Source organism: Bradyrhizobium sp. BR14999 (genome assembly GCF_056106085.1).
The window spans coordinates 6,994,268-7,007,469 of record NZ_CM148536.1 but is presented as its reverse complement, the minus strand read 5'-3'; the positions used below and the strand labels follow the sequence as shown (position 1 = coordinate 7,007,469).

11 protein-coding genes are annotated in these 13,202 nt (G+C 63.9%); 10 read left to right on the top strand and 1 reads right to left on the bottom strand.

Going from position 1 to position 13,202, the window contains the following annotated elements; genetic code table 11:
• The first annotated feature begins 17 nt into the window (after positions 1-17).
• From ACR9YP_RS32775 to ACR9YP_RS32765, 3 genes are all read left to right on the top strand, one after another.
• Positions 18-1,604, top strand: a complete 1,587-nt coding sequence (locus tag ACR9YP_RS32775) for a B12-binding domain-containing radical SAM protein (protein WP_091897464.1) — start codon at positions 18-20, stop codon at positions 1,602-1,604.
• Positions 1,605-1,610: 6 nt separating this feature from the next.
• The gene (gene eutC, locus ACR9YP_RS32770) at positions 1,611-2,396 is read left to right on the top strand and encodes an ethanolamine ammonia-lyase subunit EutC (RefSeq protein WP_438109878.1); all 786 of its coding nucleotides are present in this window, start codon (positions 1,611-1,613) and stop codon (positions 2,394-2,396) included.
• A 215-nt stretch (positions 2,397-2,611) separates the two neighbouring features.
• On the top strand, positions 2,612-4,978 hold the full coding sequence (locus ACR9YP_RS32765; RefSeq protein WP_438109876.1) for an efflux RND transporter permease subunit: 2,367 nt from the start codon (positions 2,612-2,614) through the stop codon (positions 4,976-4,978).
• Between the two features lie 78 nt (positions 4,979-5,056).
• Here the strand turns inward: ACR9YP_RS32765 and ACR9YP_RS32760 are convergent, their stop codons facing one another.
• Positions 5,057-5,554, bottom strand: coding sequence for a hypothetical protein (locus ACR9YP_RS32760; protein ID WP_438109874.1), 498 nt, complete (start codon positions 5,552-5,554; stop codon positions 5,057-5,059).
• Positions 5,555-6,015: 461 nt separating this feature from the next.
• On the opposite strand from ACR9YP_RS32760, the gene ACR9YP_RS32755 reads away from it, so the two are divergent.
• From ACR9YP_RS32755 to ACR9YP_RS32725, 7 genes are all read left to right on the top strand, one after another.
• Complete coding sequence (locus ACR9YP_RS32755; RefSeq protein WP_128935013.1) at positions 6,016-6,249, top strand: hypothetical protein; 234 nt, start codon at positions 6,016-6,018, stop codon at positions 6,247-6,249.
• Between the two features lie 192 nt (positions 6,250-6,441).
• Entirely contained in the window at positions 6,442-7,326 is an 885-nt protein-coding gene (gene hpnC / locus ACR9YP_RS32750; RefSeq protein WP_438109871.1) for a squalene synthase HpnC, read from the top strand.
• The gene (gene hpnD / locus ACR9YP_RS32745) at positions 7,316-8,155 is read left to right on the top strand and encodes a presqualene diphosphate synthase HpnD (protein ID WP_370985212.1); all 840 of its coding nucleotides are present in this window, start codon (positions 7,316-7,318) and stop codon (positions 8,153-8,155) included. The genes hpnC and hpnD overlap by 11 nt, the downstream gene beginning before the upstream one ends.
• Positions 8,155-9,423, top strand: coding sequence for a hydroxysqualene dehydroxylase HpnE (gene hpnE / locus ACR9YP_RS32740; RefSeq protein WP_438109869.1), 1,269 nt, complete (start codon positions 8,155-8,157; stop codon positions 9,421-9,423). The genes hpnD and hpnE overlap by 1 nt, the downstream gene beginning before the upstream one ends.
• Positions 9,424-9,474: 51 nt before the next feature.
• Positions 9,475-11,442, top strand: coding sequence for a squalene--hopene cyclase (gene shc / locus ACR9YP_RS32735; RefSeq protein WP_474217861.1), 1,968 nt, complete (start codon positions 9,475-9,477; stop codon positions 11,440-11,442).
• A complete protein-coding gene (locus tag ACR9YP_RS32730) occupies positions 11,439-12,188 on the top strand; it encodes a phosphorylase (protein ID WP_474217860.1) in 750 nt (249 codons plus the stop codon). Before shc ends, ACR9YP_RS32730 begins: the two co-directional genes overlap by 4 nt.
• A gap of 168 nt (positions 12,189-12,356) precedes the next feature.
• The gene (locus ACR9YP_RS32725) at positions 12,357-13,166 is read left to right on the top strand and encodes a hypothetical protein (RefSeq protein ID WP_438109864.1); all 810 of its coding nucleotides are present in this window, start codon (positions 12,357-12,359) and stop codon (positions 13,164-13,166) included.
• The last annotated feature ends 36 nt before the right edge of the window (positions 13,167-13,202 follow it).

Sequence of the window (13,202 nt, the reverse complement as noted above, 5' to 3'; positions counted from 1 at the left end):
GTGGCGGGGGAGCTTAGATGCGAGCTGAAAGTAACGGAACGTCCCGGCGGATTCTCTGTGTGTTTCCGCGCTACACCTCGTCATTCGGGACGTTCGAATATTCCTATCCCCTGACCGACGGCGTCCGCGCCTTCATGCCGCCGCAGGGGCTGCTGCTGATTTCCGCCTATCTTCCGAAAGAGTGGCAGGTCAAATTCGTCGACGAGAACCTTCGCAGCACGACCAGGGAAGAATTCGAATGGGCGGAGGTGGTCTTCGTCAGCGGCATGCACATCCAGCGCCAGCAGATGAACGACATCTGCCGTCGCGCCCATGAATTCGATCTGCCCGTCGCGCTCGGCGGTCCCTCGGTCAGCGCCTGCCCGGACTATTATCCGACCTTCGATTATCTCCATGTCGGCGAGCTCGGCGACGCCACCAATCAGCTGATCGAGATTCTGTCGCGCGACACCTCGCGGCCGGAGCAGCAGGTGGTGCTGGCCACCAATGACCGCGTGCCGATGACGGAGTTTCCGATCCCGGCCTACGAGCTTGCCGACGTCAAGAAATACTTCCTCGGCAGCATCCAATATTCCAGCGGCTGCCCCTATCAGTGCGAGTTTTGCGACATCCCCGGCCTCTACGGGCGCAATCCCCGCATCAAGACGCCGGAGCAGATCATCGCCGAGCTCGACCGCCTGCGCGAATGCGGCATGACCGACACGGTCTATTTCGTCGACGACAATTTCATCGGCAACCGCAAGGCGGCGATGGACCTGTTGCCGCATCTGATCGAGTGGCAGAAGCGGACTGGCTACGTGGTGCGGCTCGCCTGCGAGGCGACGCTCAACATCGCCAAGCGCCCCGAGATCCTGGAGAAGATGCGCGAGGCCTTTTTCATCACCATCTTCTGCGGCATCGAGACGCCGGATCCGGATGCATTGCATGCGATGCACAAGGACCACAACATGATGGTCCCGATCCTGGAGGGCGTGCGCACCATCAACTCCTACGGCATGGAGGTCGTCTCGGGCATCATCATGGGGCTGGACACCGACAAGCCGAACACGTCGGACGCGCTGCTCGCTTTCGTCGAGGAATCGCAGATTCCGCTGCTCACCATCAATTTGCTCCAGGCGCTGCCGAAGACGCCGCTGTGGGACCGGCTGGAGCGTGAGGGCCGTCTGGTCCACGATGAGGGCCGCGATTCCAACGTCGAATTCCTGCTGCCTTATGACGAGGTCGTCTCGTCCTGGAAGCACTGCATGGAGGTCGCCTACGCGCCCGAGAAGGTCTATGCGCGCTATCAGCATCAGTGCGACTACACCTATGCCAACCGCCTCAACGTGCCGGTGGCACCGGAGATGAAGACCTGGCCCAACATCAAGCGCGGCCTGATCATGCTGCGCAACATCTTCTGGCAGATCGGGGTACTCGGCGACTACAGGCGCGTGTTCTGGAAGTTCGCCTTGGGGCGAATCCGGCGCGGCGATCTCGAAGGCCTGATCGGCTGCGCCACGATCGCGCATCACCTCATCACCTTCGCGCGCGCGGCTTCGAGCGGCAAGCAGAACGCCTCGAACTACTCGATCCGCTTGCGCGAGGCCGCCGTTCCCGCCGAATGATGCGACATGTCTGATCCGGCCCCGCCGCGCCGTCCGACGCTCGATCTGCGGGCGTTCACCCCCGCGCGCGTTGCGCTGGGCCGCAGCGGCGCAAGCGTGCCGACAAGAGCGCTGCTCGACTTCACGCTGGACCATGCCCGCGCCCGCGATGCCGTGCATGCCGCCTTCGATGTGCCGGCTCTGGTCGCCGATCTCAGTGCGCTTGGCCCGGTCGTGACCGAGGTGAGGAGCCGGGCGGTCGAGCGCAGCGACTATCTGCGGCGGCCGGACCTCGGACGACAGCTTGATGCCGGATCAGCGGAGCTTCTAGCACGAGGTGCGTCGGCGCCGTGCCAGCTGGCGGTCGTGATCGGCGACGGCCTGTCGGCAGCAGCGGTCCGCGCCCATGCGGTGGCGCTGCTGACACGTCTGCTGCCGCTGCTCGCGGCCGACGGCGCCGTCGCGATCGGCCATGTCGTCGTCGCCTCAGGCGCGCGCGTCGCGCTCGGCGACGAGATCGGGGCGATTCTCGGCGCGCGCATGGTCGCGATGCTGATCGGCGAGCGGCCGGGCCTGTCGGCGCCTGACAGTCTCGGCGCCTATCTGACCTTCGCGCCGAAGCCCGGGCGCACCGATGCCGAGCGCAATTGCGTGTCCAACATCCACCACGCTGGGTTGAGCTATGACGAGGCAGCCTTTAAGATCGCCTGGCTGGTGCGCGAGGGGCTTGCACGAAAGGTTACCGGCGTGGCGCTGAAGGACGAGAGCGCGGACCGTGCGCCACGTCGAATTGGCACGGCTTGGCCCGAATGACGGGCGTTCCGGCAAAATCGCCGCATCTTGATCGATTTGGCCACATTTCGCCGGCTTGCGAGAGGGGTGATTGACCTGCTAAACCCTCGCGGCGATTTTCCGCGCATTTTCAACGGGCAAGCCTCCCATTGGTATGGCGTTTTCAAGCCGTTCGCGGCGCGCAATAAGCTCTCAAGACCGAGCCGATTTAGGACGATTTAGGAACTGGACAAGGCATGCTCGAAAAGCACAGCGAGAATGAGGTTCACGTCGACAAGGTCGAGCAGGGGCCTGCGTCCTCGATCGCCTTCGGGCTGGAGCGGCTCGGGCTGATCGCCGTCCGGACCCCGATCGTGTCCTGCATCGTCCTGCTCGCGCTGATCGTCGGCGCCCTGTTCGGCATCCAGCGGATCAAGATCGATGATTCCCTGTCGCAGCTGTTCCGCTCCAACACCCGCGAATTCCGCCAGTACGAAGAGGTGACCAAGAAGTTCCCGGCCGAGGAGTTCGACGTTCTCGTCGTGGTTGAGGGCAAGAATCTGCTGGCGCGGGACAACCTTGAGAAGCTGCGCGACTTCATCACCGATATGCAGCTCGTCGAAGGCACCCGCGGACTGGTTTCGCTGTTCTCAGCGCGCCAGGCGCCGGCGCCGGGCAAGCTGCCGGCGGCACTGTTCCCGCCCGAGCTGCCCGAGGGCGCGGCCTATGACAAGTTCATCGAGACCGTCAAGAACAACGAGATCATCCGCGGCAAGCTGTTGTCGGAGGACGGGACACTTGCGTTGGTTGTGCTGTCGCTGGATCCGGAAGTGGTCGCCTCCAGCAAGCTGACCAAGACCGTCGCCGACATCCGCGCCTTGATGAAGGAGGACCTCGGCGACACCGGGCTCAACGTGCAGCTCTCCGGCGTGCCGGTGATGCAGCTCGAGATCCGCAACGCGGTCGAGCGCGACGGGCTCACCTACAACGTCCTCGGCATCCTCGCCGGCTGTATCATCGCCATCATCTTCTTCCGCAAGATCTCGTTCATGGTCGCGGCGGCATTCCCGCCGATGATCGCGATCCTGCTGGCGCTCGGTGTGCTCGGCTGGGCCAATTTCAATCTCAACATGTTCCTGAACGTGATGACGCCGCTCATCATGGTCATCAGCTTCTCGGACTCGATGCAGCTCACCTTCGCCGCGCGCGACCGGCTGATCGCGGGCCAGGACAAGTTCACCGCATTCAAGAACGCGGTGCTGGTGGTGGGCCCGGCCTGCGTGCTGACGCACGGCACCGCCGGCATTTCCTTCATCGCCCTGCAATTCTCCGACTCCGACCTGATCCGCAAGTTCGGCGAGGCGGGGCTCGCCGCCACTATCATCGCGCTGGTCGCGGTGCTGTCGCTGGTGCCGGTGTTCGGCGTGCTGTTCGTGCGCAATGAGAGGGTCTTTGCGGTCAAGTTCCAGGGCGCCGATGCCGGCGTCCAGGCGCTGCGCAATTTCTGCTACTGGATCGCGGTGCGCATGGTCGGCCGGCCCGGGCTGTTCAGCCTGATCGCGGTGCTGTTCGTCGGCAGCCTCGGCGTCATCTACGCCAATCTGGAGCCGCGCTACCGCCTTGCCGACCAGGTGCCGGACAAGCGCCAGGCGGTCGCCGCCAGCGACCGACTCGACGCCAAGCTGACCGGCGCCAATCCGGTCAACGTTCTGATCGCGTTCCCCAAGGGCGAATCGCTCTATTCGCCGGAGACGCTCCAGACCATCGCCGACGTGCATGCGACCGTGGAGAAGGCGGCCGGTGTCGGCAACGTCTGGTCGCTCGAGACCCTGCGCCGCTGGCTCGCGGAAAAGGCCGGCAGCGCCGACGTCGCGACGCTCAAGGAATATGTCAACGTCATCCCCGAGCATCTGGTGCGACGCTTCATCGACGCCGAGCAGGACGCGGTCGTGGTGGCCGGCCGCGTGCCGGACAAGGATTCCAGCCAGCTCCTGCCAATCGTCGACAAGCTCGATACCGAGCTCGACACCATCCGCAAGAAGCATCCGGGCTACGAGATTGCGGTGACGGGCCTCGCTGCGATTGCCGCGCGCAACTCGGCCAGCATGATCGAGAAGTTGAACCGCGGTCTCACCGTCGAATTCGCGCTGGTCGCGATCTTCATCGGCCTCGCCTTCCGCTCCTGGGTGGTGATGTTCGCCTGCATCCTGCCGGGCATCTTCCCGGTGGTGATGTCGGGGACGGTGCTGTGGGCGATGGGCGAGGGCCTGCAATTCGCCAGCGTCGTCGCGCTCACCGTCTCGTTCGGTCTGGGCTTGAGCGCCACCATCCACTTCCTCAACCGCCTCAGGCTCGAGAGCAAGCCGGGCGTCGGCTCGGGGCTGGCGGTGGAGCGGGCGACCGTGCTGGTCGGTCCGGCGCTGATCCTGACCACGGTGGTGCTGGCCTGCGGCCTCGTCGTCACCGTGTTCTCCGACCTGCCGTCGCTGCGGCTGTTCGGCTGGCTCAGCGCCTTCTCGATGGTGATGGCCCTCGTCGCCGACCTCTTCATTCTCAGGCCAACGGCGATGTGGCTGATCAATCTGCACGCCAGGCTTCAAGGGCCCGACAAGCCGGCGATCTGAGCGCGCAGGGAGCGCTACAGCAAAAAGCCCCCGGCTCGCGAGAGCCGGGGGCTTTGTTGTTCTTGAGCGGAAAGGGCGTCAGCCCTTCGTCATCGTGATGTTGACGCCGCGGATCTCGCCCTTGGAAGAGATTTGTACCGTCTGCTTGGTGCCGTTGGTGCGCAGCGACAAATTGGCGGCAAAGCCGTTGGCCTCGACGAACACCTCGATCTGGCCGCCGCCGGCGGTGCCCTGGAGGTTGCCGAAGATGTTGCGGCTGGCCTCGCTCCAGTTGCCGGAGATGCGGTCGCCCTGGCTCGTCACGTCGCTGGTGAGGTCGAACTTGTAGCTGTCGGACGCGCAGTGCAGCGCCTGCTTAAGGCTGAGGCCGCTGCCGGCGACCTTGTAATCGGCCTTGCAGCGGATGCGCTCGGTGGAGCCGTCGGACAGCGACACCGTGCCGGTGCCGGTCCACGCGCCGTCGAAACCGGCAAATGGTCCGGACGATTGAGCATGGCTTGTCGACACCGAGAAGAGCAGCGCAGCCCCGATGCCCGCCGCCTTGATTGCCAGTCCAGATCGCCCAAAGAATGTCATCTCAAATATCCCGTTTTGGAACGACGCCCGCTTACGATTGAGAACGTCTCGCCACATCGAAAGTTTAGTGTTCCCAGCCCCTGTCAGGTTCAACGCCTGACTGCCTCAGATGGCGGTCCCACCCGGTCCTCGCACCGTGGTGCGACCCTGCAATTTCCTGTGTTTCGGTGTGTTTCTGGCAGAAACGGTGGGCGGAGAGATGCAGCTCTGCAACAGCCGTGCAGTAAAATGCGGCGTTCCTGAATTATGACGTAGTATCAAGCCCTTACATCTGCCAATGAAGGCGCGGGGAAGACTTGATTTGGTGGGTGTGGCGCCAATTTGGCCGCATTTGCCAGTGCTTGTGCCTTCTCTGAGGCCGCACCTCCCGCGGCGACTTGCCATCAGAACGATCCGTTCCGGCCATCCGCCCTGTGCAGCCCGGGATCGGTGCGATTCTGTCGTCAGAATGAAGGAATACAATGCGTAAGCTTCTCGTCGCTCTCACCCTGCTGTCGGCCTCCCTTTCAACGGCTGCGCTCGCTCAGCAAGGGCGTGGCACGGACGCCGAGCAGAAGGCCTGCACGCGCGATGTGCAGAAGTTCTGCCGTCCGGTCATCGACCAGGGCGATTTCACCGTCCTGGCCTGCCTCAAGGAGAACCGGGCCAAGATCTCGCAGGCCTGCGACCAGGTCCTGAAGAACCACAACCAGTAAGCTCGGCCGCTGGCCCACAAAGGCGGCTCCCGGGCCGCCTTTTCGGGTGCGATCCGCGAAGGGCAGCCATCGAGAGACAGGATTGGTTTTGCGGCCGTATTCCCCTATATGGGGGCCGCGGCGGCACTGCCGGCATGAGCCCGCGCGAGTGAAAAAGCCCTTCCTGTCCAAACGATTGTAAACCAGCCCTCGATGACCTCTGCGAGCGAATTGCGATCCGGCAAGGGTGACCGCGACGAGAATTTTCCCGTCGCGTCCTGGATCATTCATCCGCGTCATCGCGCGCTGATTCTGGCGTATTACAATTTCGTCCGCACCGCCGACGACATTGCCGACCACGCGACGCTGCCGCCCGACGAGAAGCTCGCTTATCTCGACCTGCTCGAGGCGGAACTGCTCGGCAAGGGCGAGACCCAGACTGAGGCCGTCACCCTGCGCCATGCGCTCGCCGAGCGCGGCATGGCGCCGCGCCATGCGCTCGACGTGCTCATCGCCTTCCGCATGGACGTGACCAAGCTCCGCTACGAGAATTGGGACGAAGTCATCCACTATTGCCGCTACTCGGCGATGCCGGTCGGCCGCTTCATGCTCGATGTCCATGGCGAGAGCACGTCGACCTGGGCTGCCTCGGATGCGCTTTGCGCGGCGCTCCAGATCAACAATCACCTCCAGGATTGCGGCAAGGATTTTCGCGAGCTCAACCGCGTCTATCTGCCGCGCGATGCGCTGGCTGCGAGCGGCGCCTCGGTCGAACAGCTCGGGCTGACGCAGTCGCCGCCGGCGATGCTGGCCTGCCTTCAGGCGCTCGCCGTGCGCAACGAAGCGCTGCTGAACGAGAGCAAGTCGCTCAGCGCGGAGGTGAGGGACTTCCGTCTCGGCGTCGACATTTCGGTGATCCAGGCCTATGCCGATCGCATCGTGCGCCTGCTCAAGGTACGCGATCCCCTGCGCGAGCGCGTGCATCTGAACAAGCTCGAGCTGCTCACCTTCAGCCTCGCCGGCATGATCGGCGAAGTCGGCCGCCGCGCGATCGGACGCAAGGCCATTTCCAGACCGGGGACTGCACATGACGCTTGAGGCGACCTCGCCCGGCGCCAATTATGGCTCGACCGCATCCGGCAGCTCGTTCTACGCCGCGATGCGCATCCTGCCGCATGACCAGCGCGAAGCCATGTTCCAGATCTACAGCTTCTGCCGCCAGGTCGACGACATCGCCGATTCCGACGGCCCGCGCGAGGAGCGGCTCGCCGCGCTTCAGCAGTGGCGCAACGACATCGATGCGCTCTATCAGGGCAATCCGCCGCCGCGGCTGAAGGACTATGTCGCCTCGGTGAAGACCTTCGGGCTGAAGCGCGAGGACTTCCTCGCCATCGTCGACGGCATGGAGATGGACGTGCCGCAGGACATCCGCGCGCCCGACATGGCGACGCTCGATCTCTACTGCGATCGCGTCGCCAGTGCCGTGGGGCGCCTGTCGGTGCGGGTGTTCGGCCTGCCGGAAGAAGACGGCATCCTGCTCGCACATCATCTCGGCCGCGCGCTCCAGCTCACCAACATCCTGCGCGACATCGACGAGGACGCCGGCCTCGGCCGGCTCTATCTGCCGCGCGAGGCGCTGCTGCATGCCGGCATCACCTCCAACGATCCCAGCCGCGTCATCACCGAGCGCGCGCTGCCGAAGGTCTGCCTGCCGCTGACGCAGCGTGCGAAATCGCATTTCGAGAAGTCGGACGAGATCATGAACCGCAACAAGCGCCGCACCGTGCGCGCGCCGCGGATCATGTCGAAATATTATCATTCCATTCTGGACCTCCTGATCGCGCGCGGCTTCAACGCGCCGCGCGAGCCGGTGCGTGTGTCGAAGATCACACGCATCCTGATCCTGCTCCGTTACGCTTTCATCTGATGCAAAAGACAGCTCACATCATCGGTGCTGGAATTTCCGGCCTCTCCGCCGCCGTGCGGCTCGCCAATGCCGGCTTCAAGGTCGCCGTGCACGAGGCGACACATCAGGCCGGCGGCCGCTGCCGGTCCTATTTCGACGGCGCCACCAATCTCACCATCGACAATGGCAATCATCTGCTGCTGTCGGGCAACAGCCATGCGCGCGCCTATGCGCGCGCGATCGGCACCGAAGCCGGCCTTGTCGGCCCCGAGCGCGCGCAGTTTCCCTTCGTCGACATCAAGACCGGGCAGCGCTGGCAGATCGACCTCGGCGATGGCCGGCTGCCGACCTGGGTTCTCGACGAAAGCCGCCGCGTGCCCGACACCGGCCTCACCGATTATCTCAAGCTGGCGCCGCTGGTCTGGGCGTCGGAGGAGACGCTGGTCGGCAAGTCGATTCCTTGCGAGGGCATCCTCTATCAGCGTTTGGTGCAGCCGCTGCTGCTCGCGGCGCTCAACGTCGATCCGCCCGAGGGCTCGGCCGGCCTCGCCGGCGCGATCGTGCGCGAGACGCTGCTCGCGGGCGGGCAGGCCTGCCGTCCCCTGATCGCGCGCGACGGCCTCAGCGCCGTGCTGATCGAGCCTGCCGTGAAATTTTTGGCTGAGCGCGGCCACACGGTTCAGCTTGGCCATGAGCTGCGTTCGTTTGCAACCAGCGACGGCAAGGTTGGTGCGCTGAATTTCGGCGGCGAGGACGTGATCCAGCTCAGCGAGGGCGACGTCATCGTGATGGCGGTGCCGCCGCGCGCTGCCGCGAGCTTGCTGCCCGGCCTGAAGACGCCGACCGAATTCCGCGCCATCGTGAACGCGCATTTCCGCTTTGAGCCGCCGCCGGGCTCTGCGCCGATCCTCGGCGTGATCGGCGGCGTGGTGGAATGGCTGTTCGCGTTTCCGAACCGGCTTTCCGTCACCATCAGCAACGGCGACCGCCTGGTTGACATGCCGCGCGAGGAGCTCGCGCAGGCGATCTGGGACGACGTCTGCAAGGCCGGCGGCCTCTCCGGTGAGCTGCCCCCTCAATTGCCTCCGTGGCAGATCGTGCGTGAGCGCCGCGCCACTTTTGCCGCGACGCCGGCGCAGAATGCCTTGCGTCCGGCGCCGGTCACTGCGCTGAAAAACCTGTTCCTTGCCGGGGATTGGACTGCTACGGGATTGCCTGCAACCATCGAGGGATCGGTCCGATCGGGCGATCGCGCCGCCGATCTGATTCTCGCCGCACAGCGGCTCTGACGGGCAAATGTCCCGGTCACTTTCAATCGACTATCGGAGCAATCGAGCGACATGGATTCCGTGAACGCGACCAGCCGCGAAGCCCTGGATCCGAGCAGCTTGGAATCGAGCATTGCATCGGCAACGCAAGGTGTCCTCGGATTCCAGCAATCGGACGGCCATTGGGTGTTCGAGCTCGAGGCCGACTGCACGATTCCGGCCGAGTACATCCTGCTGCGCCATTATCTCGCCGAGCCCGTCGACACGGTGCTCGAGGCCAAGATCGGCAACTATCTGCGCCGCGTCCAGGGTGCTCATGGCGGCTGGCCGCTGGTGCATGACGGCGAGTTCGACATGAGCGCCAGCGTAAAGGCCTATTTCGCGCTGAAGATGATCGGCGATTCCATCGATGCCCCGCACATGGTGCGTGCGCGCGAGGCCATTCATGCCCGCGGCGGTGCGATTCATAGCAACGTCTTCACCCGCTTCCTGCTCGCGACATTCGGCGTGGTGACTTGGAGCGCGGTGCCGGTGCTGCCGATCGAGATCGTGCTGCTGCCGTTCTGGTCGCCGTTCCACCTCAACAAGATCTCCTATTGGGCACGCACCACGATGGTGCCCCTGATGGTGATCGCCGCGCTGAAGCCGCGCGCGAAGAATCCGAAAGGGATCGGCATCGACGAGCTATTCCTGCAGGATCCGCGTTCGATCGGCATGACCGCGAAGGCGCCACACCAGAGCATGGCCTGGTTCCTGCTCTTTCGCTCGCTCGATGCGATTCTGCGCGTGATCGAGCCGATGTTTCCCAAGAGCCTGCGCAAGCGCGCGATCGATGCGGCGCTCGCCTTCATCGAGGAGCGGCTCAACGGCGAGGACGGCATGGGCGCGATCTATCCGCCCATGGCCAACATCGTGATGATGTATGACGCGCTCGGCAAGGACGAGAATTATCCGCCGCGCGCGATCACGCGCCGGGGCATCGACAAGCTGCTCGTAATCAGAGACGACGAAGCCTATTGCCAGCCCTGCGTTTCGCCGGTGTGGGATACGACGTTGACTGCGCATGCGCTGCTGGAAGCTGGCAACGCGCAAGCCGTGCCGGCCGCCAAGCGTGGTCTCGACTGGCTGATCCCGAAGCAGGAGCTCGAGGTAAAGGGCGACTGGGCGGCGAAGCGGCCCGACGTGCGTCCGGGCGGCTGGGCCTTCCAGTACAACAATGCCTATTATCCCGATCTCGACGACACCGCTGTCGTGGTGATGTCGATGGACCGCATGCGCCGGGAGCACGGGGTGACCGGCTATGACGCCGCGATCGACCGCGGGCGGGAGTGGATCGAGGGCATGCAGAGCGACGACGGCGGCTGGGCCGCCTTCGACGTGAACAACCTCGAATATTACCTGAACAACATTCCGTTCTCTGACCACGGCGCGCTGCTCGACCCGCCGACCGAGGACGTCACCGCGCGCTGCATCTCGATGCTGGCCCAACTCGGCGAGACCGAGAAGTCCAGCAAGCACGTGGCCGATGGCGTTGCCTATCTCCGCAAGACCCAGCACCCGGAGGGGTCCTGGTACGGCCGCTGGGGCATGAACTTCATCTATGGCACCTGGTCGGTGCTCTGTGCGCTCAACATGGCCGGCGTCGATCACAAGGACCCCATGATTCGCAAAGCCGCGGCCTGGCTGGCCTCGATCCAGAACGAGGACGGCGGCTGGGGCGAGGACGCCGTCAGCTACCGCCTGGATTACAAGGGCTGGGAGGCCGCGCCCTCGACCGCCTCGCAAACGGCATGGGCTTTGCTTGCCCTGATGGCGGCAGGCGAGGTTGATCACCCGGCCGTCGCCCGCGGGGTGGAGTACCTGATTGCAACACAAAACAAAAAAGGACTGTGGGACGAGCAGCGGTACACCGCCACAGGCTTCCCCCGCGTGTTCTATCTACGGTATCATGGTTACCCAAAGTTCTTCCCGCTGTGGGCGCTGGCGCGGTATCGGAACTTACGGAACACCAACAGCAGGGTGGTAGGGGTCGGAATGTGACTTTGGGGACGGGGGACTATTTTACCGCGGGTAATGCCATCGACCCGCGGCCGATACTGATCGTGACTGGACTGGTTCAGGAGGCCCGCATTGCAGCCGGGCCGGGAATGGCGGTCATCTGTTCATCCAGCAGCCCGACCCAGTTGCGGGCGCTGCTGACGGTGGTGGATCCCGAGACGATTCGCGGCGTAATCTCGTTCGGTGTGGCCGGCGGGCTCGACCCGACGCTGCGTTCCGGCGACGTCGTGCTGGCGACCGAGGTGCTGTCCGGCGACACCCGCTGGGCCGCCGGGCTGTCGCTCGGCGACGACCTGATCGATCGCCTGACCTCGGGACGCCGCCGTGTGGTGCGCGGCAGCCTCGCCGGTGCCGAGGAAGTGGTCACCGGGCGCTCCTGCAAGGCGGCGCTGCATTCGGAGACCGGGGCAGCTGCCGTCGACATGGAAAGCCACATCGCGGCCGCCTACGCCGCCGAGGCCGGGCTGCCCTTTGCCGCGGTTCGCGTCATCAGCGACCCCGCCCATCGCGCGCTGCCGGCACTCGCTCGCGCCGCCATCAAGCCGAACGGCCAGATCGACCTTGCGGCCGTGCTGCGCGGCATCGTGCGCAATCCGGCAACGCTGCATGCGCTGGTCTCGACCGGCCTCGACTTCAACCGCGCCCTGCGCTCGCTTCGCGGCTGCCGCGACTACCTGATCGGCACCGAGCTGGTCGGCAGCGAGGCGCTGGTCTCCGAGGCGGCCTGAGCGGGGACGGAGAGCTGAGAAAAGAAAAAGGCCCGGTCGCGATAGCAACCGGGCCTTTTTTCTTTTGTACTCATGCGGTGGTCGAGGTTCTGTTCGGCGGCGATCGCACCATCGCGCGAGCGGCCATGAGCCTCCAATTTAGATGAGTAATGGGAGGAACACCGGCCCATGGAAGAGCATCGGCTTCTGCGAAGAATGGAAACCTGGTCCGGCCGGCGTCCGACACAGCTTGCCTTCGAGGCACGCGGTTATTCGCTCCATCGGGCCTGGCAACAAAGGGTCATTGCTTCCTGCGGCGAGGACCAGACGGATATTCTCAATCGATATTGGGATGACGTCGCTCTGGAAACGATGCAATCGCTCGGACGGGGCGACCCCGATACGAGGAAGTTCGTTGTCCAGCCGCGGTATCGCTCGCGCCTTCTGGACGAACTTTTTCTCAAGAGGGTCGTTGAAGAACCCTTTCGAGCGCCACCGTTGGTCCCGTGCTTGTTTGAGCGCTACAAGAAAATCTACTTCGACGCAGCATTTCGTGAAGGTGAGACTGCCTTTTTCCGAAGTCTACGTGAACCTGAAAGAGAGCGTCTGGGTATCAAACCAGTCACGTGGTCCGGAAAGAAGCGCGATTTTGCTCCTTTTGCAGATGAGTTCTGTAGGGCGCTTGGCTTCACGCGCCGCCGCAATCGATGGCTGAAGACAGTTGCAGACTCTGATGACGCCCTGACTTTTGAAGTCGGGCTCGATACCGGAGGAAATCATTTCTGCATTGGGCCGCCGGTAATCTTCAAGATCTACTGTGAGAATGATCCGAAGCTCGCCTTTGAGATCACAAATTTGGAAACTTTCGATCGATTGATTCCGGGAGTCGTCGAATACAAACGAACATTCGACAGCGACGACCTCTTGCTTGGAGCTAAGACATTCATTGAACTGTTTGACGTCATTGCGGGATCACTACGAAATTGCGAGACGCGATAACTCCTGAGACAATCATCCGTAGTAATTACGGTGACA